19 protein-coding genes are annotated in these 21061 nt (G+C 62.7%); 11 read left to right on the plus strand and 8 right to left on the minus strand.

Annotation, left to right across the window (positions count from 1 at the left end):
* The first annotated feature begins 26 nt into the window (after positions 1-26).
* Positions 27-905 (plus strand): TauD/TfdA family dioxygenase, encoded by an 879-nt coding sequence (locus AAF563_04145; protein ID MEM7120443.1) that lies wholly within the window; start codon positions 27-29, stop codon positions 903-905.
* 2 nt (positions 906-907) lie between these two features.
* Here the strand turns inward: AAF563_04145 and AAF563_04150 are convergent, their stop codons facing one another.
* The 4 genes from AAF563_04150 to AAF563_04165 form a co-directional block, all read right to left on the minus strand.
* Entirely contained in the window at positions 908-2524 is a 1617-nt protein-coding gene (locus AAF563_04150) for an NAD(P)/FAD-dependent oxidoreductase (GenBank protein MEM7120444.1), read from the minus strand.
* Between the two features lie 3 nt (positions 2525-2527).
* A complete protein-coding gene (locus tag AAF563_04155; protein ID MEM7120445.1) occupies positions 2528-3334 on the minus strand; it encodes an enoyl-CoA hydratase-related protein in 807 nt (268 codons plus the stop codon).
* A gap of 147 nt (positions 3335-3481) precedes the next feature.
* A complete protein-coding gene (locus AAF563_04160) occupies positions 3482-4627 on the minus strand; it encodes an acyl-CoA dehydrogenase family protein (protein MEM7120446.1) in 1146 nt (381 codons plus the stop codon).
* A gap of 11 nt (positions 4628-4638) precedes the next feature.
* On the minus strand, positions 4639-5841 hold the full coding sequence (locus AAF563_04165) for an acyl-CoA dehydrogenase family protein (protein MEM7120447.1): 1203 nt from the start codon (positions 5839-5841) through the stop codon (positions 4639-4641).
* Positions 5842-6050: 209 nt separating this feature from the next.
* Here AAF563_04165 and AAF563_04170 point away from each other — a divergent pair, with 209 nt between their 5' ends.
* Positions 6051-8156, plus strand: a complete 2106-nt coding sequence (locus tag AAF563_04170; GenBank protein ID MEM7120448.1) for an acetate--CoA ligase family protein — start codon at positions 6051-6053, stop codon at positions 8154-8156.
* Positions 8157-8161: 5 nt separating this feature from the next.
* Here the strand turns inward: AAF563_04170 and AAF563_04175 are convergent, their stop codons facing one another.
* On the minus strand, positions 8162-8848 hold the full coding sequence (locus tag AAF563_04175) for a fumarylacetoacetate hydrolase family protein (protein MEM7120449.1): 687 nt from the start codon (positions 8846-8848) through the stop codon (positions 8162-8164).
* A 126-nt stretch (positions 8849-8974) separates the two neighbouring features.
* Between AAF563_04175 and galE the strand changes: the two genes are divergently transcribed.
* The 8 genes from galE (at position 8975) to AAF563_04215 (ending at position 16057) form a co-directional block, all read left to right on the plus strand.
* On the plus strand, positions 8975-9964 hold the full coding sequence (galE, locus tag AAF563_04180) for a UDP-glucose 4-epimerase GalE (GenBank protein MEM7120450.1): 990 nt from the start codon (positions 8975-8977) through the stop codon (positions 9962-9964).
* A 219-nt stretch (positions 9965-10183) separates the two neighbouring features.
* Positions 10184-11134, plus strand: a complete 951-nt coding sequence (locus AAF563_04185; GenBank protein ID MEM7120451.1) for a UDP-glucuronic acid decarboxylase family protein — start codon at positions 10184-10186, stop codon at positions 11132-11134.
* A 48-nt stretch (positions 11135-11182) separates the two neighbouring features.
* A complete protein-coding gene (locus AAF563_04190; protein MEM7120452.1) occupies positions 11183-11665 on the plus strand; it encodes an ASCH domain-containing protein in 483 nt (160 codons plus the stop codon).
* Positions 11666-11715: 50 nt separating this feature from the next.
* A complete protein-coding gene (locus tag AAF563_04195; GenBank protein MEM7120453.1) occupies positions 11716-12243 on the plus strand; it encodes a cyclase family protein in 528 nt (175 codons plus the stop codon).
* Positions 12244-12466: 223 nt separating this feature from the next.
* Positions 12467-13531, plus strand: coding sequence for an ABC transporter substrate-binding protein (locus tag AAF563_04200; GenBank protein ID MEM7120454.1), 1065 nt, complete (start codon positions 12467-12469; stop codon positions 13529-13531).
* A gap of 129 nt (positions 13532-13660) precedes the next feature.
* On the plus strand, positions 13661-14449 hold the full coding sequence (locus tag AAF563_04205; protein ID MEM7120455.1) for an ABC transporter permease: 789 nt from the start codon (positions 13661-13663) through the stop codon (positions 14447-14449).
* Positions 14450-14458: 9 nt separating this feature from the next.
* On the plus strand, positions 14459-15271 hold the full coding sequence (locus AAF563_04210) for an ABC transporter ATP-binding protein (protein MEM7120456.1): 813 nt from the start codon (positions 14459-14461) through the stop codon (positions 15269-15271).
* Between the two features lie 9 nt (positions 15272-15280).
* Positions 15281-16057, plus strand: a complete 777-nt coding sequence (locus AAF563_04215) for an SDR family oxidoreductase (GenBank protein MEM7120457.1) — start codon at positions 15281-15283, stop codon at positions 16055-16057.
* An 86-nt stretch (positions 16058-16143) separates the two neighbouring features.
* Here AAF563_04215 and AAF563_04220 read toward each other — a convergent pair whose 3' ends face one another.
* The 3 genes from AAF563_04220 to speB form a co-directional block, all read right to left on the minus strand.
* On the minus strand, positions 16144-17505 hold the full coding sequence (locus tag AAF563_04220) for a DUF4147 domain-containing protein (GenBank protein ID MEM7120458.1): 1362 nt from the start codon (positions 17503-17505) through the stop codon (positions 16144-16146).
* A 33-nt stretch (positions 17506-17538) separates the two neighbouring features.
* Positions 17539-18822 carry a phosphopyruvate hydratase gene (eno, locus tag AAF563_04225; GenBank protein MEM7120459.1) on the minus strand — a complete coding sequence of 428 codons (1284 nt, stop codon included), beginning with the start codon at positions 18820-18822 and terminating at the stop codon, positions 17539-17541.
* Between the two features lie 87 nt (positions 18823-18909).
* Positions 18910-19833, minus strand: coding sequence for an agmatinase (gene speB / locus AAF563_04230; protein ID MEM7120460.1), 924 nt, complete (start codon positions 19831-19833; stop codon positions 18910-18912).
* Positions 19834-19992: 159 nt separating this feature from the next.
* On the opposite strand from speB, the gene AAF563_04235 reads away from it, so the two are divergent.
* A complete protein-coding gene (locus AAF563_04235; protein ID MEM7120461.1) occupies positions 19993-20934 on the plus strand; it encodes a LysR family transcriptional regulator in 942 nt (313 codons plus the stop codon).
* Positions 20935-21061 lie beyond the last annotated feature (127 nt).

Here is a 21061-nt window from a genome sequence, read left to right on the forward strand (position 1 = left end):
CACGCTGAAGACCGGATGGCAGGACAATGAGCCAGCTCAATATTGAACCGCTGCACGACGCCTTCGGTGCGCGCGTCACCGGTACTGCGCTGTCGGGTGATGTGGCGCCGTCTGCGATGGCCGAAATCCGCGATGCCATCGACCGTTACGCGCTGCTTTGTTTCCCCGACCAAGACATGTCCGACGACAAGCAGCTTGCGTTCACCAGGCTGATTGGCGATCCCGAGCCTGAGCACGTGACATACGGCAAGACCGGCGAAGTCACCTATTTCGGCACCGTCGGCAACGTCGAGGATGACGGCACCAAACGTGGCAACGCCGACGCCAGTACCCACTATCAGACCGGCAACCAGCTATGGCACTCGGACTCGTCGTTTCGCGAAGTCCCATCCTTGGTCTCGATCGTTCATGCCTATGAGGTACCGGGCGAGGGCGGCGCAACGGCCTTCGCCAGCATGCGTTCGGCTTATGCCGCGTTACCGGACGCGCTGCGCGAGACGATCGATCCGCTCCAAGTCGTCCACGACTACGTCTTCTCGAGAAGCCAGGTCGCGCCGGTCGATCCGAACCATGCGGCATCGCTGCCGCCGGTCATGCATCGCCTGGTCCGTGAGAATCCGTCCAACGGCCTGAAGAACTACTATGTGGGATCACACGCCCGATCGATTCCCGGCTGGTCCGGCATCGAAAGCCGCCGGTTGCTCGACGACTTGCTGGAGCGCGCGACACAGCCGCAGCATGTCGTGACCCACCAATGGCAGGCTGGCGATTTCGTCATCTGGGATAACCGTTGTCTCTTGCACCGTGGCACCGGCTATGACGCCGACCGATGGCGCCGCCGCATGCGCCAGACCCGGGTTATCGGCAGCGAGCGCGGTGTGGTGCCAGGCGCTGCGGCAGCCTGATATCAGCGGCTGATTTCAAAGCCCTCGTAATCGTTGACGCGGATATCCTCGCAGATCTTGCGGTAGGTGCCGACGCCGCCGACATAGGGCAGGAATACGTGTGGCTTGCCGGGCACGTTGGCGCCGATGTACCAGGAGTTCGCTTGGGGATAGAGGGTTTCGTCGGCGGTTTCGCGAACATGGTCGACCCAGCGGTTCTCGGCCTCAACCGTCGCCTCAATCCGCGCCATCTGCCCATCGCGCACATGGGCCATGCAATCGGTGACCCACTCCACATGCTGTTCGATGGAGGTCATCATGTTCGACAGCACGGACGGACTGCCGGGCCCTGTGATCATGAAGAGGTTGGGGAAACCGGCGACCGTCAGCCCCAGATAAGTGCGCGGTCCTTCCTGCCACTTCTCACGCAGCGACTGGCCGTCGCGGCCGCGGATGTCGACATTGGTGAGCGCGCCGGTCATGGCATCGAAGCCGGTGGCAAAGACAATCACGTCGAACGTGTAGTCTCCGTGGGTCGTGCGTACGCCCGTTTCGGTGATCGCCTCGATCGGTGTCGTCTGCAAATCGACCAGGGTCACGTTGTTGCGGTTATAGGTCTCGTAGTAGTCGGTATCGACGCACAGGCGCTTGGAACCGAACGGGTGGGATTTCGGACACAAGAGTTCCGCGATTTCGGGATCGTTGACGCGCGAGCGAATGTTGTTGCGCACGAACTCGGCGACGGCATCGTTGGCGTTCGCGTCGATCATGATGTCGCCGTAGACATCCATGACGTAGAAGCCGCCTTCAGCCCAGCGTCGCTCAATCTCCTGTTGAACGGCGTGGTCCGGCTGTTCGATCAGGGCCTCGTCTTTTGCCGCGGAGTAAAACCCGCCGCTTGACCAGCGGCTGAATTCGCGAACTTCGGCGTAGTTCTCCTTGCGCTCGCGCTCGTCATCCGGATCGAGCGGGCCGTTCCATGCGGGGACCGAGAAGTTCGGCGTGCGCTGGAAGACGGTCAGATGCTTGGCGTCCTGGGCAATGATGGGGATCGACTGAATGGCCGACGAGCCGGTGCCGATGATGCCGACGTTGAGACCGCTGAAGTCAACGGGTTCATGGGGCCAAAGACCGGTGTGATAGGTATCGCCTTCGTAGCTCTCGATGCCGAGGATATCGGGCAGGCGCGAGGCCGAAAGGCAGCCGGTCGCCATAATGAACCAGGCAGCGGTGATAGGCTCGCCGGTGTCGGTTTCAATAGTCCAACGCCCGGCCTCTTGATCCCAGGACGCGGCCGTCACCGTCGTGTCGAAGGTGATGTCGCGACGCAAGTCGAAGCGCTCGGTGACATGACTAGCATAGCGCAGGATGTCCGGCTGAACCGAGTAACGATCAGGCCACGACCATTCCTGCTGCAGGTCCTCGTCGAACGAATAGGAATAGTCGAGGCTCTCGATATCGCAGCGCGCGCCCGGGTAGCGGTTCCAGTACCAGGTGCCGCCGACGTCCGAGCCTTTCTCAAGAACGCGAACCGAAAAGCCCATACCGCGCAGGCGATGGAGCAGATAAAGGCCAGAGAAACCAGCGCCGACGACAAGAACATCCAGTTGTCCCGGGCCGCGCCCGTTCTGCTCACTCATGTCCTAGCGACCCTTCCAGTTGGGCTTGCGCTTTTCGGCAAAGGCCCGTGGGCCTTCGATGGCGTCTTCGGAATCGGTCATGGCCTCAAACACCGGGACACCGCTGTTGCCGCGTTTGGTCGCGCGCATGGCTTCGTCGATGGGCAGGTTCATGATCGCCGGCATGATGGCTTTCATCGCCTGCAGGGCCAGTGATGCACCCTCGCTTAGCTGATCGGCCAGTTCGCGCGTGCGGTTCATCAGCTGGTCGGCGGGCAGGACCTCTTTGATCAGGCCCCAGTGTTTGGCTTCCTCGGCTGTCATGTGACGGCCGGTAAAGAACAGGTCCATGGCGACGTTGTAGGGAATACGGCGCGGCAGGCGCTGGATGGCGCCGGCGCTGGCCAGAAAACCGCGCTCCATCTCTGGCAGCCAGAACTCCGCGTGTTCGGCGGCCAGGATAATGTCGCCGCATAGCGCAAGCTCGAAACCGCCACCGATCGCGAAGCCGTTGACCGCCGCGATGACCGGCTTGTGCAGATCCCAGAACTCGGTCAGACCGGCGAAACCGCCGGGCGATTCCTCGACTTCGACGTCTTCACGGGATTCCGCCGCGGCGACAGCCTTCAGGTCCCAGCCGGCGGAGAAGGCACGGTCGCCGGTGCCGGTGATGATGCCGATCAGGAGGCCGTCATCGTCCTGCAGGGTCCGAAAGGCCTGGTAAAGCTCCATCGACGTCGCGGCATCAATCGCGTTGACCGGTGGCCTATTGAGCGTGACCTCCAGGACCTTGCCTCGGCGTGTTGTCGTGACGCTATCGGTTTGTGACATCGTTTCCCTCCCGCCGGGTAGCGCTGCCGTCGGTTGCGAAACCAGCGCGCACTACGCCGCCGATCGCTTGCTAGGCATCAGCACTATGCGGCGTCAGGCTATTGAGTCCTCATGCCGGTTGACAACCCATATCCATGTCAGTCCGCGCTAGGCAGCGGCCGCACGTACCGTCTGGGCGAGCAGGTTGAGGTGATGGCGCATGTCGCCGAAGGATGCGTTCATCATCATCGCGCGTTTCAGGTGGTGGCCGAGCGGCACATCCATGGTCATGCCCATACCGCCGTGCAGCTGGACGCCCTCCTCGCCGACATGGCGCGCGGCCTGACCGATCAGGAACTTGGCCGAGCTGGCCGCTTGCCGGCGCACGGTATCGTCCTTGTCCAGACTCAAGGTCACCTCGTAGACCGTCGACTGGGCGAGTTCACACTCGGTGTAGACATCGACCATGCGGTGCTGAAGCGCCTGGAACGAGCCGAGTGTCTGACCGAACTGCTCACGGGTTTTCAGGTATTCAAGGGTGGTGCTGTAAACCTCCCACATCGATCCCACGGCATCGGCGCAGGCGAACGCGATGGCGTGATCGATAACCCGTTCCAGAACAGGGCAAGCCTGGCCAGCTTCGCCCAGCAAGGCGTCGGCGCCGACCTTCACGCCATCGAGCAAGATGTTCGCGGCACGGCTGCCGTCCTGGGTGCCATAGCCGGTCATGGTCAGACCGGACACTGACGCCGGCACCAGAAACAAACTGAGGCCGTCCCTGCTGCGCTGCCCACCGCTGGTTCGCGCGACGACCACGATGATGTCGGCGTCCTGGGCATAGAAGACGACGTCCTTCTGGCCGGCCAGCACGTAGCCGTCGCCATCCGGTTTGGCGGTCGTCACGACGTCGTCCAAAGTGTAGCGCGCCTGCCGCTCGCCATAGGCCAACGCCAGTTTCAGCGACCCATCCGCAACCTGAGGCAGAATATCGTGACGTTGTGCCTCGTTGCCGGCGAACAGGACGGCGTGGCCGCCCAGCACGACCGTCGCCATGTAGGGTGACGTTACGAGGCCGCGACCGAACTGTTCGGCGATCAGCATCAGTTCGATCGGGCCGCCGTCCAGGCCGCCACAGGCCTCGGGGAACGGCGCGGCCATGCAGCCGAGTTCCGCGAGCTGTTGCCAGTGTTCGTCGAGATAACCCTTTGGTGTGGCGACCGCGGCCTGACGTTTGTCGAAGGGATAGAGGTCGGTGACGACCCTCTCGATGGACTCACGAAAGATGCGCTGGTCTTCGGTCAGGGAAAAATCCATGGATCAGATCCTCAAAGGCCCAGCACGGCCTTGGCGATGATGTTCTTTTGGATTTCCGACGAGCCGCCCCAGATGGTCGCCTTGCGCATGTTGAAATAGGTGTGGGCGGCGAACTCTGTCGCTTCCGGTCCGGGCGGCAGGGCGTTGTCTTTTTCGTCACGCTCACTATCGGGCTCGACATGGCCGTAAGCACCGATGGCCTCGACCATCAGGGTCAGGATCTTCTGATGCAGCTCCGTTCCCTTGACCTTCAGCAACGAGGCCTCGAACCCCATGGCGTCCGGGCCGCCGGGGCCGAACAGGAACCGTTGCTCGGTCAGCTCCAGCTGGCGCAAGGCGGCTTCGACCGCGGCGATCTCACGGGCGAACTCCGGATCGTCAATCAACCGCTCGCCGTCCGCCGGTTCCCCGGATGCGATCTCCTTGAGACGCCTGAGCGTGCCGGTGCTCAAGCCGACCTCCGCCGAGCCGAATCGCTCCATGCCCAGAATGTATTTTCCGATCGACCAGCCCTTGTGTTCATCGCCCAGCCGGTTGGCGACGGGCACGCGGACGTTGTCGAAATAGGTCTGATTGAGCTCGTCGCCACCTTCAAACGACAGGATCGGGCTGATCGAAAGGCCCGGCGACTTCATGTCGACGAACAGCACGGTGATGCCGTGCTGCTTCTTGCCGGACGAGTCCGTGCGGAACAGGCCGAACAGATAGTCTGCGTAGGGCGCACCGCTGGTCCATGTTTTGATGCCGTTAATGACGTACTCATCGCCCTCGCGCACCGCGCGGCACTGCAACGACGCCAGGTCCGACCCCGCGTTGGGTTCGGAGTAACCCTGACAGAGGATGATGTCGCCATTGGCGAGGCCTGGCAGAAACCGCTGTCTCAGGTCGGCGGTGCCGAACTCGATAAGCGCTGGCCCCACCATGCCAGCAGAAAAGAGATCGAGCGGTGGTGCGTCATTCTCCCGGAGTTCGCGTTCGAAGACATACTGCTGCTCGTAGCTCCAGCCCGGACCGCCGTACTCCGTCGGCCAGCTTGGACAGCTCCATCCGCCGTGATCGTGCAGGATGCGGGTCCAGCGCTTCGTGTCGAAGGGCGTCAGACCGCTCCTCTCCCGGCGTACCTTGTCGCGGAGGTCATCGGGCAGGTTGGCGCGAACAAACGAGCGGACCTCGTCGCGGAAGCGCTCGATGTCATCGTCGAAGTCGATGTTCAATCTGGGTCTCTCCCTGGCGTCGAGCGGCACGCGCCGCCGGGGCGTCAAACTATGTCGCGCGCCCCACGTTCTCAACCACAATACCTGGATGCTCTCCCGACGCGGTATCGGGCGTTGCCCGACTGACCCCAAGGCGTCTAGGTTTCACGCGCACGGGATCCCGAAGCCGCGACCGTGGCCACCAGAAGCCCTTGACCGGAGACCGCACAATGGCACTCGACCGCCTGCTTGCACCACGATCGATCGCCGTCGTCGGGGCATCCGAGCGCCCATCCATTGGGCGAACCATCATCGATTCCCTGGGTGTCTTGGGGTTCGAAGGCGCGGTTCACCCGGTTCACCCACGCTACGAGACGGTGCTGGGCCATCCCTGTCACAAGAGCCTGGAGGATGTTCCGGGCGATGTCGATCTGGCTGCGCTGTGCCTGGGCTACGAACGCCTGATGCCGGAGGTCGAGAAGGCGGCCGCCAAGGGTGTTGGCGCACTGGTCATCTTCAGCGGCGGGTTTGCCGAGGCCGGCGAAGAGGGACGCGCCGCGCAGGCCCGCCTGATCGCGATCTGCCGCGACCATGACATCGCTTTGTGCGGGCCCAACTGCATGGGCGTCATGAGCGTTCAGAACAAGAGCCACGCCTACATGATGGATGTGTTCGATCCCAAGGCGCTTGCCGGCAATGTCGGCCTGATCTCGCAGAGCGGCTCGATTTCGATCGGCCTTCTGACGGATACGCGGCGCTTCGGGTTCAGCCATGTCATCTCGTCCGGCAACGAGGCCATGACAACAACCGCCGCCTACATGGAACACCTGATCGACGACCCCGCCACGGAGGTCATCGCGATCTTCGCGGAGTCGATCAACGAACCCGAACGGTTCATCGCGGCACTCGATCGCGCCAGCGCGGCGGGCAAGCCGGTTGTTGTCCTCAAGGCCGGCAAGTCGGCGCGAGCGGCGGCCGCCATTCAGACCCATACCGGCGGCATGGCGGGTGAATCGCGGGTGCTCTCGGCGGTCTTGCGCGCGCACCGGGCGATTGAGGTGAACGATCTGGAAGAAATGACCGAAGTGCTGGCGGCACTCCAGGGCCGCCGCTGGCCGAAGGGTGACCGGATCGCCATCGTGACCGGTTCGGGCGGACATGCCGAGCTGCTCCTGGACGCGGCAACCGAGGCCGATCTCAACGTGCCGCCGCTGGGTCAGGCGACGCGCCAGGCGATCGAATCGGAAATCGGGTCACTGACCGGCGACGGCAATCCGGCGGATGCCTGGGGACAGGGTGATTTCGCGGCAAACTTCACGGTCGCTTTGCGCGAGATCGCGGCATCCGGCGACTACGACGCCATCGTCTTGTCGCTCGACGCCAATGACGGACAGGCCGTCGACTATGCCGACCAGGATGAGGCGATCAATGGCGTCATGCGTGGTGCACGGGCCGATCACGACCTGCCGCTCTATCTTATGTCGACACGTCACGGCGTGCACAAGACGGCGCAGATCAACGCCATGCGTGATGAGGGGATCCCCTCCTTGGGCGGCATGAAGCAGGCGTTGGGCGCGATTATGCGTGTTGCGCGCTGGGCCGAGGCGTCGTCGGCGGCCCATGCGGCGCCGGACGACGGCGGCGGCGAACGCCCCGACTGGGCATCCCGCGCCTCGGTCCACGAGTTCGATGCCAAGCGGCTTCTGGCCGGGGCCGGGCTTCCGACCGTGAACGAACGTCTGGTCGATGACCTGCCGGCGGCGCTCGAGGCCGCAAGCGACATCGGCTACCCGGTGGTTCTGAAGGTCGTTGGCGACGCCATTCCCCACCGCAGCGAACATGGCTTGATCGAACTGCGCCTTTCCGACGCTGACGACGTGGCCGCCGCTTGGGCACGACTGCAGGAGCGTCTCGTGGCGATGCCGGTCGCATCGCTGCCGGTGCAGTTCGTCGTCCAGGCCATGGCGCCGTCCGGAGTCGAGGTGATTGCCGGTATCGCGCGCGACCCGGCCTTTGGCCTGGTGATGGCGGTTGGGGCGGGCGGTGTGCTCGCCGAACTGTTCGACGACGTCGCAATGTGCTGCCTGCCACCGCGTCAAGGCGACATCGAGGGTATGCTCACCGGCGGTCGGCTGGCGCACCTGTTGGCAGGATTCCGAGGTTCAGGGCCGGCCGACACCGGCGCGCTGTGCGACGCGCTCAACGCGCTCGCCGGCTTTGCGACAGCCCATGCCGATGCCATTGAAGGCATCGACATCAACCCGCTGCTTGTTTATCCCGAGGGCAAGGGTTGCCTGGTGGTTGACGCGCTGATCGTGCCGCGTTCAGAGAGCTGACGCGATCAGGCGATCGTGCAGGTCAGTTTCGGCAGGCCGGTGATTTCGGCGACCAGACTGTCGCCGCGCTGTAGCGCGCCGACTCCCGCCGGCGTGCCCGTAAAGATGAGGTCGCCTGGCTTCAACTCGATCAACCGCGACAGATAGGCGATCGCCTCGCCGGTCTTCCAGATCATCTGGTTGAGGTGGCCCGACTGGCGGGTCTCGCCGTTAACCGTGAGCGTGATCGCCGCGTGGTCGATCCCCGTGCAGTTGGCTGCCGGCACCAGCGTGCCGACCGGACCTGAGGCGTCAAACCCCTTGGCCATGTCCCATGGCCTGCCCGCCTTCTTGGCGGTGGCCTGCAGATCGCGGCGCGTCAGGTCGATGCCGACCGCATAGCCGAAGACGCAGGCAAGGGCGTCGCTTTCGGCGATGTCGCGCCCGCCCTTTTCGAGCGCGGCCACCATCTCGACCTCGTGGTGCAGATCGTGGCTCGCCGGCGGATAGGGGATGGCGCCACCGCCGGGAACGATGGCGGTCGCTGGCTTGGCGAAGAAAAACGGCTCTTCGCGGTCGGGATTGCCACCCATTTCGATCGCGTGGTCCGCGTAGTTGCGGCCGATGCAAAACACTCTGGCGACCGGGAACAGGCTGTCGCCGCCGGCAATGGTCAGGCAGACAGGCTCCAGCGGGGGCACGGCAAAGGTCATCGGTGGAAACTCCCGGCATTGGTCATGATCGTCGGGTCATGGCTTGCGCTATTCTGCGCTTTTCCTCAAGGCCGAACTCGACCATACAGGGCCGGACAGCGCCTATGACGGCGAGAAGGGATGTTCATGTCCGATAGGGTGGTTCTGGTGACGGGTGGCGCCGGCTATGTCGGCAGCCATGCCTGCAAGGCGCTGGCTGGCGCCGGCTACCTTCCGGTTACCTACGACAACCTTTCCACCGGGCACCGCGACCTCGTGCGCTGGGGGCCTTTGGAGGAAGGTGACATCCTGGACGGCGATCGCCTCGACGAGGTGATCGAGCGCCACGGCCCGCGTGCCGTCGTGCACTTCGCGGCGCTCTCCGAGGTCGCCGAATCGGTGCGCCACCCCGATCGCTACCGCCGCAACAATGTCGAGGGTTCGCAGAGCGTCCTGAGCGCCATGGTGCGGCACCGGATTGCGCGGATCGTTTTCTCCAGCACCGCCGCGGTTTACGGTCTGCCGGCCTCCGTCCCGATCCCGGAGGATGCACCACGCCGGCCAATCAACCCTTATGGGGAAACCAAGACGGCGATTGAGGACGCGCTCGTGGATGCCGGCCGTGATCATGGCGTCGGTTGGATGGCCCTTCGGTACTTCAACGCGGCCGGCGCGGACCCGGACGGCGAAGCCGGCGAACATCATGAGCCTGAAAGCCACCTGATACCGCTGGTTCTGGATACGGCGTTGGGTCGGCGCGATACGATCTCTGTTTATGGCACCGACTATCCCACGCCGGATGGATCGTGCTTGCGTGACTTCGTGCATGTCACTGATCTGGCGGCAGCGCATGTCTTGGCGCTCGAACGCCTTGAAGACGGTGGATCGAGTCTCGCCGTCAACCTCGGTTCGGGACAGGGGGCATCGGTCCTGGAAATCATCGAGACGGCGCGTCAGGTGACGGGGGCAACGATCGCTTCGGTGATCGGCGATCGCCGGCCCGGTGACCCGCCGTCGCTAGTCTGTTCGCCGCAGCGCGCCCGGCGTGAGCTCGGTTGGTCGACAACGTTCGATCTCGAAGCTCAAATCAGCCATGCCTGGGCTTGGCATCGCCGGCGTTTCGGTGGAACCGTCTGATCGTGACGTCCCTATCCGTGTTTCTTAAGACAGGAGGCCTACGGCTATCGCTTTTCCGGTTTTTGACGGATCGGCGTGGTGCCAGCCCACTCCCCTCCCGGCCACCCATGGCAGCATCCTCGGGGTGGCCGGGAGGGGAGTGGACTGGTGATGCCGTACGAACGAAAAATGCTCAAAATTCCGGGCGCGCTCCCAGCGGGTTTTGGGTTATGAACGCCCATGCTTAAGCAAATGACGATGCTGGTTACGGGCGGCGCGGGATTTCTGGGCTCGCATCTGTGCGAACGGCTGCTTGAAGAAGGACACGCTGTTCTCGCCGTGGACAATTTCTTTACCGGCGACAGGCGGAAGGTCCGCGGCCTGATGGACCACCCGGATTTCGAGCTGATCCGTCATGACGTCACGCATCCGCTGCATATCGAGGTTGACGCTATCTTCAACTTCGCCTGCCCGGCCTCGCCCATCCATTATCAGCACGATCCCGTCCAGACGACCAAGACCAGCGTGCACGGCGCCATCAACATGCTTGGTCTGGCCAAGCGGCTGAAGGCGCCGATCCTGCAGGCCTCGACGTCGGAGGTCTATGGCGATCCGGCCGTGCATCCGCAGGCCGAAGACTACTGGGGCCACGTCAACCCGATTGGACCGCGATCCTGCTACGATGAAGGCAAGCGCTGCGCCGAGACTCTTTTCTTCGACTACCACCGTCAGCACGAACTGCCGATCAAGGTGGTTCGTATCTTCAACACCTATGGTCCGCGCATGCACGTCTCTGACGGGCGCGTGGTGTCGAACTTCGTGGTTCAGGCGCTTAAGGGTGAGCCGATCACGCTTTATGGCGACGGCGAGCAGACACGGTCGTTCTGTTATGTCGACGACCTGATCGACGGATGCCTCAGGATGATGGAGGGGTCGCGCGATTTTATCGGGCCCGTCAATCTGGGTAACCCGCACGAGGTCACGATCCGCGAACTCGCGGAGACAATCATCGACATGACGGGTTCATCGTCGACTTTCGATTTCAGGCCGCGGCCAGACGACGACCCGCAGCGACGTTGTCCCGACATCTCGTTGGCCGCCGACGAATTGGACTGGCGGCCGACGACGCCCTTAAAGGACGGTTTGGCGGCGACCATCGATTATTTCGATGCGCTGTTGAAGGAAACCTGATGGCGCGACCCAATCGGTGGGGCGCGACAGCCAATCAGGCATGATGCGATGTTGCAGTTCGACACCGGCGAAACACGCGCCTTTTGGGAAAAAGCCTGTCTGACCATAGGCTTGGACGTTAACACGCCCCATCACGCGGGCACGTTCGCCGAGCCGGTTAGCGAAGACCGCGCCGCCTTCATCGACGCGCTCGCCGTCATGGCGCGCGATGGGACGAAACGCGGCACCGCGCATATGTTGCTGCAGTTCGTGACCGAGGAAATCCGTATCCGCGAGCCCGGCGATTGCTGGATCGTCACGACGACACAGGGTCGGCCGGTCTGTGTCGTCCAGATCACCGGCGTTGCCATCACACCGTTCGAGGAGGTCGGCGAGGCCTTCGCCGCGTCGGAAGGCGAGGGTGATCTGAGTGTCGACCACTGGCGCGGCGCGCACATCAATTATTTCAAGCGCCAATGCGCGCGATGGAACCGCTTGTGGCACGACCGCCAGCCCATCGTGTGCGAGAGCTTCGAGCTGATTTATCCATAGCGGTGTGTGGCGGAGACCAACCGCGACCTTGATCTAGGGGGCTGAACATCATGAGGGTCATCGATCTAACCTTGCCGATGCACGCGGACATGGATGTCTATCCCGGCGATCCGCCGCCGCGCTACGACCTGATCGAAGTGTTCGCGGAGACCGGCTGGAACATGAAGCGCCTGGAGATGAACGGCCATGACGGGACCCACGTCAACGTGCCCCTGCACGCCACCGCCGATGGCAAGAACCTGGACGACTATGATCTCTCAGCCTTCGTTGGCGAGGCGGTTCTCTACGAGTCCGATGACGACATCACGCCCGACATGGGTCTTATCTTTCATGCGACGGATATCTCATGGCCAACGGCCCAAGCGATCGTGGACATCGGCCCGCGCTTTATCGGGCTGCCGGCACGGTTCGAATTCGACATCGCCATCGAGCGCTGGCTCCTGGAGCGCGATGTCGTCTCGTTCGAACGCCTGATCAACACCGACCAGCTGCCCAAAACCTTCTTTTTCCACGGTGCGCCGCTGAAGATCGTTCATGGCGATGGCAGTCCGGTGCGCGCCTACGCGTTGGTCGATTAGCGGCACTTCGGTCGGCCTGAACGAGGCCGGGGAGTCCACTATCATCGATAAGTATCAATGTAAGATATCAGACCTTAAGATTTATCAAACTAAGCGCCTTGGCGACGATGATACCGTGAATGGCAGTATCCGACCGGACCAGACCGTATGGGTGGCCAAGGGCAGGCCCGGGTCGGTCGCGGTCGTTGCTGCAGACTCCGAAAGAACCCAGGGAGGCGGGAGTATGTCTAAGGATTTTGAGGGCAAAGGTTTTAGCGGGCGGCATTGTGCCGGCCGGATTAGCGCCATGGTGGCGGGCGTCGCGGTCAGCGCGGCCATCGGATTGGCTACCATGGTCGCGGCGCCGGCTCAGGCGGAAGAAGGCGTGATCCGTTGCGCCTATCCCTATTGGTTCGGTTTCGCGCCGGTGCCGGTGGCGAGCGCCATGGGTTACTTCGAGGAAGAGGGTCTTGAGGTCACGACCGTCTTCGACAACGACCGCGCGAACGTCTACCCCGGCCTCGAAATCGGCGACCTCGACTGCACCATGCGCACGATCGGCGAACACATGTCGCGTCCGCTTGCCGCCGACTCGAACTTCGTCGTCATTGGCCTGATCGACATTTCGGTTGGCGCCGACGGCGTTGTCGCCGCGCCCGACGTTAACGAGGTTACCGACCTCATCGGTCGCACCTTCGCCGGCGAGATCAACCATCCGGGCACCTTGATGACGGCCCACGCCTTGAAGGAGGCCGGTCACAGTTTCTCCGATGTCAACATTCGGCTCATCAACACCGATGACAGCCAGGCCGTGTTTGAAGACGACGACGTGGCAGCCGTCGCGACCTGGGAACCGATGATGAGTGAGATCGTCGACAACACGTCGCGCGAGGGGTCGAAGATCCTGCTGTCGTCAGCGGACTTTGATGGCCTTATCACCGACGTCGTCATCGTCAACAAGGAAGACTACGAGGCCGACCGCGAGAAGTACGCGGCGTTCATGCGTGGCATCTATCGCGCCGTCGACCTCTACAACAACGACCCCGAAAAGTTCCTCGAGGTCGCGGCCCCGGCCTATGAAGTGACGCCGGAGCAGATGAAGATCGACATCGAGGGCGTCTACTACACCTCCTATGAGGATGCGGTGGAGTACTTCGGCACTGGCGGCCAGCCGGCCAAGCTCGAAGAGGTGATCAACGCGCTGAACGACATTCAGGTCGAACTGGACCTGATGGACGAAGCGATTCCGATGGAGGCCATGTCAGATCCGAGCCTGACCGACGGCCTGTTCGACGGCAAAACGCGCTAAACGTCTAGCGTCTGTTTTTTTGGTATCCCACACCGGCTTTGCGGGCCTAGCCTGCAGGGCCGGTGATGGGTGCCTCCTCGTGTGTCCGGTCCCGGCGCACCGCGCGTTCCATCCAGGAGGACTGACCTGATGGCCCTCAGATCGGCGCTGTTCGCCTATCGTGGCGAATCCTCGCCCCGCACCGACCTCATCTTGGCGGTCGTTGCCTTGGCCGGCTTCTTCGTCATCTGGTACCTGATTTCGGCCTTCGAAATCGTGCCGCAGCGGTTCCTGCCGACCCCGATCGATGTCGTTGCGGCGTTGTGGACTATGCTGACGGTCAACAACTTCATCGAGGATATCTGGATCTCGGTGGCGCGTGTCTGGGGCGCGTTCGCACTTTCCGTCGTGTTCGCCGTGCCGATTGGCATCTGGATGAGCAGCTATCGCATCGTCGGCACGCTGATCGAACCGGTTGTCGACTTCATCCGCTACCTGCCGGTACCAGCACTTGTGCCGCTCTTGATCATCTGGTTCGGCATCGGCGAGGCGTCGAAGATCGCGGTTCTGTTCATGGGCACGTTCTTCCAGCTCGTCCTGCTCGTCGCCGATGATGCCAAGCGCGTGCCCAAGGAGTTCATCGAGATCGGCTATACGCTCGGCGGCAAGCCGCGCAACATCACCAAGGACATCGTGTTTCGCTCGATGATGCCGAACCTGGTCGACAACCTCCGGATCACACTGGGCTGGTGTTGGACCTGGATCATCGTCGCCGAGATCGTTGCGGCCAACAGCGGCATCGGCCACGCCATCTGGTCGATGCGCCGGTTCCTCAAGACGCCGGAGGTGATGGCCGGCATCCTGACCATCGGCATTATCGGCTTGGTGACCGATCAGCTGATCCGCGTCGCCCATCGCCGTTACTTCCGATACTTGTAGGAGCGCGTGATGGTCGACTCTTCCACATTTGTTGATGTGCGCGGCGTCTCGAAGACCTTCGAGACGGGCGGCCGCAATACAGAACCCATTGCCGTCATCAACAACGTTTCAATGACCTTGGCGGAGGGCGAGTTTGTCGTCTATCTGGGGCCTTCCGGCTGCGGCAAGACGACATTGATGCGCGTTGTCGGCGGGCTGGAGACCGCGACGTCAGGCGAGGTCCTGCTGGCCGGCGAAAAGGTCACCGGTCCCGATCGGCGCAAAGGCATGGTGTTCCAGACCTACACGTCGTTTCCCTGGTTGACCGTGTCCGAGAACATCCAGTTCGGCACCAAGTACCGCACCGATATTCCACCGAAGCAGAAGCAGGAGATTGCCGACCACTACCTTGATCTCGTCGGTCTCAATAAGTTCGCCGACTTTCACGTCAATCGGATCTCCGGCGGCATGCGTCAGCGCGTCGCCATCGCGCGCACACTGGCGGCCGAGCCCGATATTCTGTTGATGGACGAGCCGTTCGGCGCGCTTGACGCACAGACGCGCGAACATCTGCAGGTCCAGATGCGCGAGATTTCGCGGATCGAGAACAAGACCGTGATCTTCGTGACCCACGACGTCGAGGAGGCGATCTTCCTGGCCGATCGAATCGTGATCTTCTCCGCGCGCCCGGCAACGATCGTCGAGGAAATCGACGTGATGCAGAAACTGCCGGTTCACCGCGATATGACGACCAAGGAGACCGAAGACTTCTTTCACCTGCGCAATCATGTACGCGACACAATGCGCCACTTGGAGACGGATGACGATGCGGTGGATGTCTAGGTAACTGACATGGCGACGATGGGACTCAAAGGCAAGAAGGTTGTGATCACCGGCGGTAGCCGCGGGATCGGTTTGGGCATCGCTGAGGGGTTCGCCGGCGCCGGCTGCGATCTAACCCTGATCGCTCTGGATGATGAGGTCGAGGAGGTTGCCCAGCAGTTGGCCGACAAGTACGGCTGCCCCGCATGCGGCTTTTTGTGTGACATCACCGACCGGAGCAGCCTGGATGCCGTGACCCAGCAGATCGACCGGGTCGATGTCCTGGTCAACAATGCCGGCTTGGAATTGATCACGCCGATCGAGGATGATGATCCGGAGATCGAGGAGACCTTCCGGCGTATCGTCGACATCAATGTCATGGGGACCTACTACGTCACGCGGCGCTGCCTGCCGAAAATACCGGACGGCGGGCGCATCATCATGACCGCATCACAGTGGGCCAAGTCGGCGGTCGGCGAGTTCAGTGCCTATAGCGCATCGAAACACGCCAATCTGGGTTTCATGCGCAGCCTGGCCAAGGAACTGGGGCCGCGCGGCATCAGCGTCAACGCGGTCTGCCCGGGCTGGGTCCGCACCATCGCCAGCATGCGCTCGCTGGCCGCCATGGCGCGCCGCGCCGACCAGGCCGAAAGCGAGCTGTTGGACGAGATTGTTGGCGCCCAGGCGTTTCCTGGTCTGATGGAACCGCACGAGATGGCGGATACCTATCTGTTCCTGGCGTCGGACGCCGCGCGCAACATCACCGGCCAGGCGATTACCGTCGACCGCGGCGACCTGCTGATCTGACCTGCTCCCAATCTATGAGTAGAGCGGATTCACCTGTCCTGATGTCATCGCGAAGCGAATCCATCAAACGGTATCCGCTCTAGGGTTCAGACGCCGATCACGACCAGTTTCAGATCGTTGACATTGGTGCCGGTCGCGCCGGTAACGATCAGCGACCCCATGGTGGCCAACGCCGCGGTCGCGTCGTGGCGGCGCAGGACGTCATCAAGGTCCAAGCCCGCGGCTCTAGCGCGTGTCAGGCTGGCGCCGTCGACCAGGCCGCCCGCTGCGTCGGACGGGCCGTCCGTACCGTCCGTGTCGATGCCCAGCAACGCGACGTTCTCAAGACCGTCCAGATAAAGCGCGCCGGCCACGGCGAACTCCTGGTTGGGACCACCGATACCGTGTTCGCTATCGATGGTCACCGTGGTTTCGCCGCCGCCGATCAGAACGCAGGGTGCGGGAAGCGGATGACCGCTCAGCCGGACCTCGCGCGCGATGGCTGAGAGGGTTCGTCCGAGTTCCCGGCTTTCCCCCTCGAACGCCGTCGACAGCAGGAGTGAGTTGAATCCGAGCGACTCGGCACGACGGGCCGCAGCGTGGCAGGCGGCATCGGCGGCGACGAGAATATGGTCGATCCGGTCGAGATGGGCCAAATCGGCTTCCTTCGGCGTTTCGTCCGACGGCCCGGCGTTTTTTAGATAGTCGGCGATCGAGGCCGGAATGGACTGCCACAGCCCGTACTTGTCGAGCGTAAGCCGCGCGTCGTCGAGGGTCGCCGTATCCGGGACCGTCGGGTCGGTGATGTAGTCGAGCGCATCGCCGATGACGTCGGAGACGGTCAGATTGATCAAGATCGTTCCGGCCGGTAACGCGGCGGCCAGACGACCGCCTTTGACCGTGCTGACATGTTTGCGCACCGCGTTGATCTCACGAATGTTGGCACCGCATGTCAGCAGTTTGCGACTAAGCGCCTTCTTGTCGTCGAGGGAGACGCCGGGAACGGGGGAGACGAACAAGGCGGAGCTGCCGCCCGTTACGGCCGCAATGACCACGTCGCCCGGCCGCACGGCCTGCAGCAGCTCGACCGTACGCTTGGCGCCTTCCAGGGACATCTCATCCGGGACGGGATGGGCGGCAAGCGCGAGATCGATGTGCGTCAGGCTGCCCTCTTGACCGGCCTTGCAAACGACCAGGCTGGCGTCGATGCGCTCGCCCAGCAGGTCGTCAAGGACCTTGGCAATGGGATAGGTCGCCTTGCCCGTGCCGATGACGAAGACTTGGCGTCCATCGAGATCGATGGCGCGATCGCCGACGATAAGCGTGCTGCCTTGAAGAGACAGCAGGTTCGCGGCTGCGACGCCGGGATCCGATGCTGCTAATGCGTGATCGACAAGATCCAGCACGGCCTGGCGCGCCGGATTGGCTGCATCATCCAGCGTATCGCGGTTGCTGATAAACGACCTCATGATCGAACAGCACGTCGTGCGGTCGGCCGGGCCTTAGCCAGGCCGATGAAAGCCGTGCCCGGCGTACACCGATGTCGTGCCGAGCTCTTCTTCGATCAACAGCAGGCGATTGTGCTTGGCTGTGCGTTCGCCGCGCACCGGCATGCCGGTCTTGATCTGGCCGCTGTCGAGCGCGACCACGAGATCGGAGATCAACGGATCCTCGGTCTCGCCGGATCGCTCGGAGACCTGCACGCCGTAGCCGTGGCGGTAGGCGAAACCGGCGGCATCAAGCGCCTCGCTCAGCGAGCCGATCTGGTTGACCTTAAACAGCATGGCATTGGCGGCGCCGATATCCACGCCCAGCTTCAGCCGCTCCACATTGGTGACGAACAAATCGTCGCCGACGATCTGCGTCTGCGGCAGCTCGGCGGTCACCTTGACGAAACCCTCCAGGTCGTCTTCGTCCAACGGGTCTTCCATGGAACCAAGGGGATACTTGGCGGCGACCTGCTTGTAGAGATCGATCAGGGCGTCGCGGTCGTAGTCGGTATTGTCGAGCACATAAACATCGCGCTCTTTGTCGAACCAGTGGGTCGACGCGCAATCCATACCGTAGACAATGTCTTCGCCGAAGCCCGCGCGATAACCGGCTGCATCGCAGGCGCGCTGCATGAACTCGAAAGGTTCCCAGATGCCGCGCATGGGTGTGGCAAAGCCGCCTTCATCGCCGGTATTGGTGGCGAGGATACCGTACTTTTCGATGACGATATCGCGCAGCGCCTCGTTGATCTCGGTGGTGACCTGCAGCGCGTGGGCGTAGCTCTCCGCGCCGACGGGCATGATGATGAACTCCTGGATCTCCAGGTCGTTGGCGGTCAGCTTGCCGCCGTTGAGGCAGTTCATCAGCGGTACCGGCAAGATACGGCTGATCGGGTTGATGTAGCGATAAAGCGGCACGCCACTGACCTCGGCGCCGGCGCGCGCGACCGCCAGGGACACGCCCAGAATGGCGTTGGCGCCCAATCGGTTCTTGTTGGGCGTGCCGTCCAGTTCACACATCACCTGATCGATCCGGCGCTGCTCGGTAACATCCATGCCCAGGATGGCTTCGGCAATCTCACCCATGACGTTGGCGACGGCCTGGCGGACGCCCTGGCCGAAATAGCGGTTGCCGCCATCGTGCAGGACGCGAGCTTCGTGGGTGCCGGTTGAGCGGCCCTGGGGCACGTCGGCTCGCCCGGCCAGCATCCCGTCAACCGAGACATCGACCTGGACGGTCGGCCAGCCTCGGCAATCGATGATTTCGCGTGCTTTGACGTCGGTGATTTCGTTCATGGCTGTGTCTTTCGCATTCGGTGATGGCGAACCAGCAACAAAGGCGGTTCGCAGAACTGTTGGGCCAGAGCCCGGACGGTGGTTAATCTAGCGCCGCTGGTCAATCGACTCGGCGAGCAAGCATAAGAGTTCATACATCATGGTGGCGCCGACCAGAGCGGTATTGCCGCTGGGGTCGAACGGCGGCGAGACCTCGACGAGGTCGGCGCCGCGCAGGTCGAGGCCGCGCAGGCCGCGCAGCAGTTTCTGGGCTTCGATCGGCATGATACCGCCGACCTCAGGCGTGCCGGTGCCCGGCGCGAAAGCGGGATCCAAGGCGTCGATATCGAACGAGATATAGGTTGGTCCGTCGCCGACAACGCGGCGCGCCTCGGCGATCACGTTGTCGACGCCGATCTCGGCAAACTCCTCCATGAAGATCACGCGCATGCCGCTGTCGATCGAGTACTGCCAGCCCTCGGCGGTATTTTGGGCACCGCGAATGCCGATCTGCACCGTACGCTTGGGGTCAAGCAGACCGTCCTCGACGGAGCGTCGGAAGGGTGCGCCATGGGTGAACTTGGAGCCTAGGAACTCGTCCCACGTATCGGTGTGGGCGTCGATATGGATCATGCCGACCGGCTGCTCGGCGGCAATGCCGCCGAAAATCGGATAGGTGATCGAGTGATCGCCGCCTGCCGACAGCGGCACCACGCCCTTTGCGTGCAGGTGGCCATAGAAGTCGCGGATATCGGCAATCACCGCTTCAATCTCGAACACCCGGCTAAGCGGTATGTCACCGGCGTCGACGACCTTGCATAAATCGTAAGGGTTGACCCGCGTGACATGATGGATCGCGCGCATCAGGCTCGACTGGTTGCGGATTTCCCGCGGACCATGGCGCGCGCCCGGCCGGTTGGTCAGGGCGCCGTCATAGGGCACACCGATCATGGCGATGTCGACATCGTCGAAATCGGTTGCCAGCGGCGCACGCATGAAGGTCGGGATCTCGGTATAGCGCGGCGCGGTCATCGGATCGCGGCGTTGGTCGCTGTTCGACGTCACCGGCTTGAAACTCCCCAAAATTCAGATTTGACGGGACGATGGTGGCATTGACAATGTGTTGATAAAATCTGATTTAACGCATAATTAATTCAATATCCTTCGAACTGCGAAACGAGGCTGTTGACGATGCTTCATTCGCTTCATACCCCGGACATCCGCTTGCTGCGGGTGTTCATGACCGTCGTGGAATGCGGTGGGTTCTCCGCCGCCCAGATCGCGCTCAATGTCGGCCAGTCGACGATTAGCACGCAGATGAGTGATCTGGAAAGCCGGCTCGGCATGCGGCTGTGCCGGCGCGGACGCAGCGGTTTCGCGCTGACCGAGGACGGCAAATTCGTCTATGAGTCCGCGAAGTCGTTGTTCCGCTCGATCGACCAGTTCACCTCTGCGGTGAATGGCGCGCGCGGTGGCCTTAGCGGCGAGCTGCGCATCGCCTTTGCCGACGTGCTCTATCGCAACCCGGACTTCCGTCTTGCCCAGGCGATCGCCGTCTTTCTGGAACGCGGCGCTGATGTGCGTTTCGACCTGAGTACCGCCAACCCGCTCGATATCGAACATGGTGTGCTCGGCGAGCGCTACCATCTGGGGATCCACACCTATCCCAGTCACGTGCCGGGCCTGCGCTATTACCCCGCCTTCACCGAGGAGCAGACGCTTTACTGCGGGCGCAAACATCCGTTGTTCGAGCGTGCCAACAAGGGCCGGGTCAGTCTGGACGACGTCCAGAAGTTCGACTACGTGCAGCGCTCCTATTACGGTGGCGCGCTCTCGACCGGACCTTTCAAACCAGCCAACATCGCCGCCTCGGCCGACAACATGGAAGCGCTGCTGGTGCTGCTGATGTCCGGCCACTATATCGGCCACCTGCCGACGGCGTGGGCGAACGAGTACGTCACACAAGGCGAACTGACGCCAGTCCTGGCGAAGAAGTCACGCTATTACACGCTGTTCGAGGTTGCCGTGCGGGTCGGCGGACCACAGTCCATGCTGATCGAGACCTTCCTGTCGGATCTGCGCGAACTGCTGCCCGGCAACGGTTCGGACAAGTCGCTGGCCAAGGCGGGTTAGGTCGGCGGTGCCCGATGTATGGATCGTGAACGCCCTATTCAGGGGTCTGCGTACCGCTGGCACAATCATGACGCCGGCGGCTTGAAGCTGCGCGGCGCATCCGGCTGACACTAGGTCGAGGAAACAA

Source organism: Pseudomonadota bacterium (genome assembly GCA_039028155.1).
Classification (GTDB): Bacteria; Pseudomonadota; Alphaproteobacteria; order SP197; family SP197; genus JANQGO01.

Coding starts and splice junctions, on each gene's coding strand:
- AAF563_04145 (MEM7120443.1), top strand. CDS start 27: ATGAGCCAGCTCAATATTGAACCGCTGCACGACGCCTTCGGTGCGCGC.
- AAF563_04150 (MEM7120444.1), bottom strand. CDS start 2,524: ATGAGTGAGCAGAACGGGCGCGGCCCGGGACAACTGGATGTTCTTGTC.
- AAF563_04155 (MEM7120445.1), bottom strand. CDS start 3,334: ATGTCACAAACCGATAGCGTCACGACAACACGCCGAGGCAAGGTCCTG.
- AAF563_04160 (MEM7120446.1), bottom strand. CDS start 4,627: ATGGATTTTTCCCTGACCGAAGACCAGCGCATCTTTCGTGAGTCCATC.
- AAF563_04170 (MEM7120448.1), top strand. CDS start 6,051: ATGGCACTCGACCGCCTGCTTGCACCACGATCGATCGCCGTCGTCGGG.
- AAF563_04175 (MEM7120449.1), bottom strand. CDS start 8,848: ATGACCTTTGCCGTGCCCCCGCTGGAGCCTGTCTGCCTGACCATTGCC.
- galE (MEM7120450.1), top strand. CDS start 8,975: ATGTCCGATAGGGTGGTTCTGGTGACGGGTGGCGCCGGCTATGTCGGC.
- AAF563_04185 (MEM7120451.1), top strand. CDS start 10,184: ATGCTTAAGCAAATGACGATGCTGGTTACGGGCGGCGCGGGATTTCTG.
- AAF563_04190 (MEM7120452.1), top strand. CDS start 11,183: ATGTTGCAGTTCGACACCGGCGAAACACGCGCCTTTTGGGAAAAAGCC.
- AAF563_04195 (MEM7120453.1), top strand. CDS start 11,716: ATGAGGGTCATCGATCTAACCTTGCCGATGCACGCGGACATGGATGTC.
- AAF563_04200 (MEM7120454.1), top strand. CDS start 12,467: ATGTCTAAGGATTTTGAGGGCAAAGGTTTTAGCGGGCGGCATTGTGCC.
- AAF563_04205 (MEM7120455.1), top strand. CDS start 13,661: ATGGCCCTCAGATCGGCGCTGTTCGCCTATCGTGGCGAATCCTCGCCC.
- AAF563_04210 (MEM7120456.1), top strand. CDS start 14,459: ATGGTCGACTCTTCCACATTTGTTGATGTGCGCGGCGTCTCGAAGACC.
- AAF563_04215 (MEM7120457.1), top strand. CDS start 15,281: ATGGCGACGATGGGACTCAAAGGCAAGAAGGTTGTGATCACCGGCGGT.
- AAF563_04220 (MEM7120458.1), bottom strand. CDS start 17,505: ATGAGGTCGTTTATCAGCAACCGCGATACGCTGGATGATGCAGCCAAT.
- eno (MEM7120459.1), bottom strand. CDS start 18,822: ATGAACGAAATCACCGACGTCAAAGCACGCGAAATCATCGATTGCCGA.
- speB (MEM7120460.1), bottom strand. CDS start 19,833: ATGACCGCGCCGCGCTATACCGAGATCCCGACCTTCATGCGTGCGCCG.
- AAF563_04235 (MEM7120461.1), top strand. CDS start 19,993: ATGCTTCATTCGCTTCATACCCCGGACATCCGCTTGCTGCGGGTGTTC.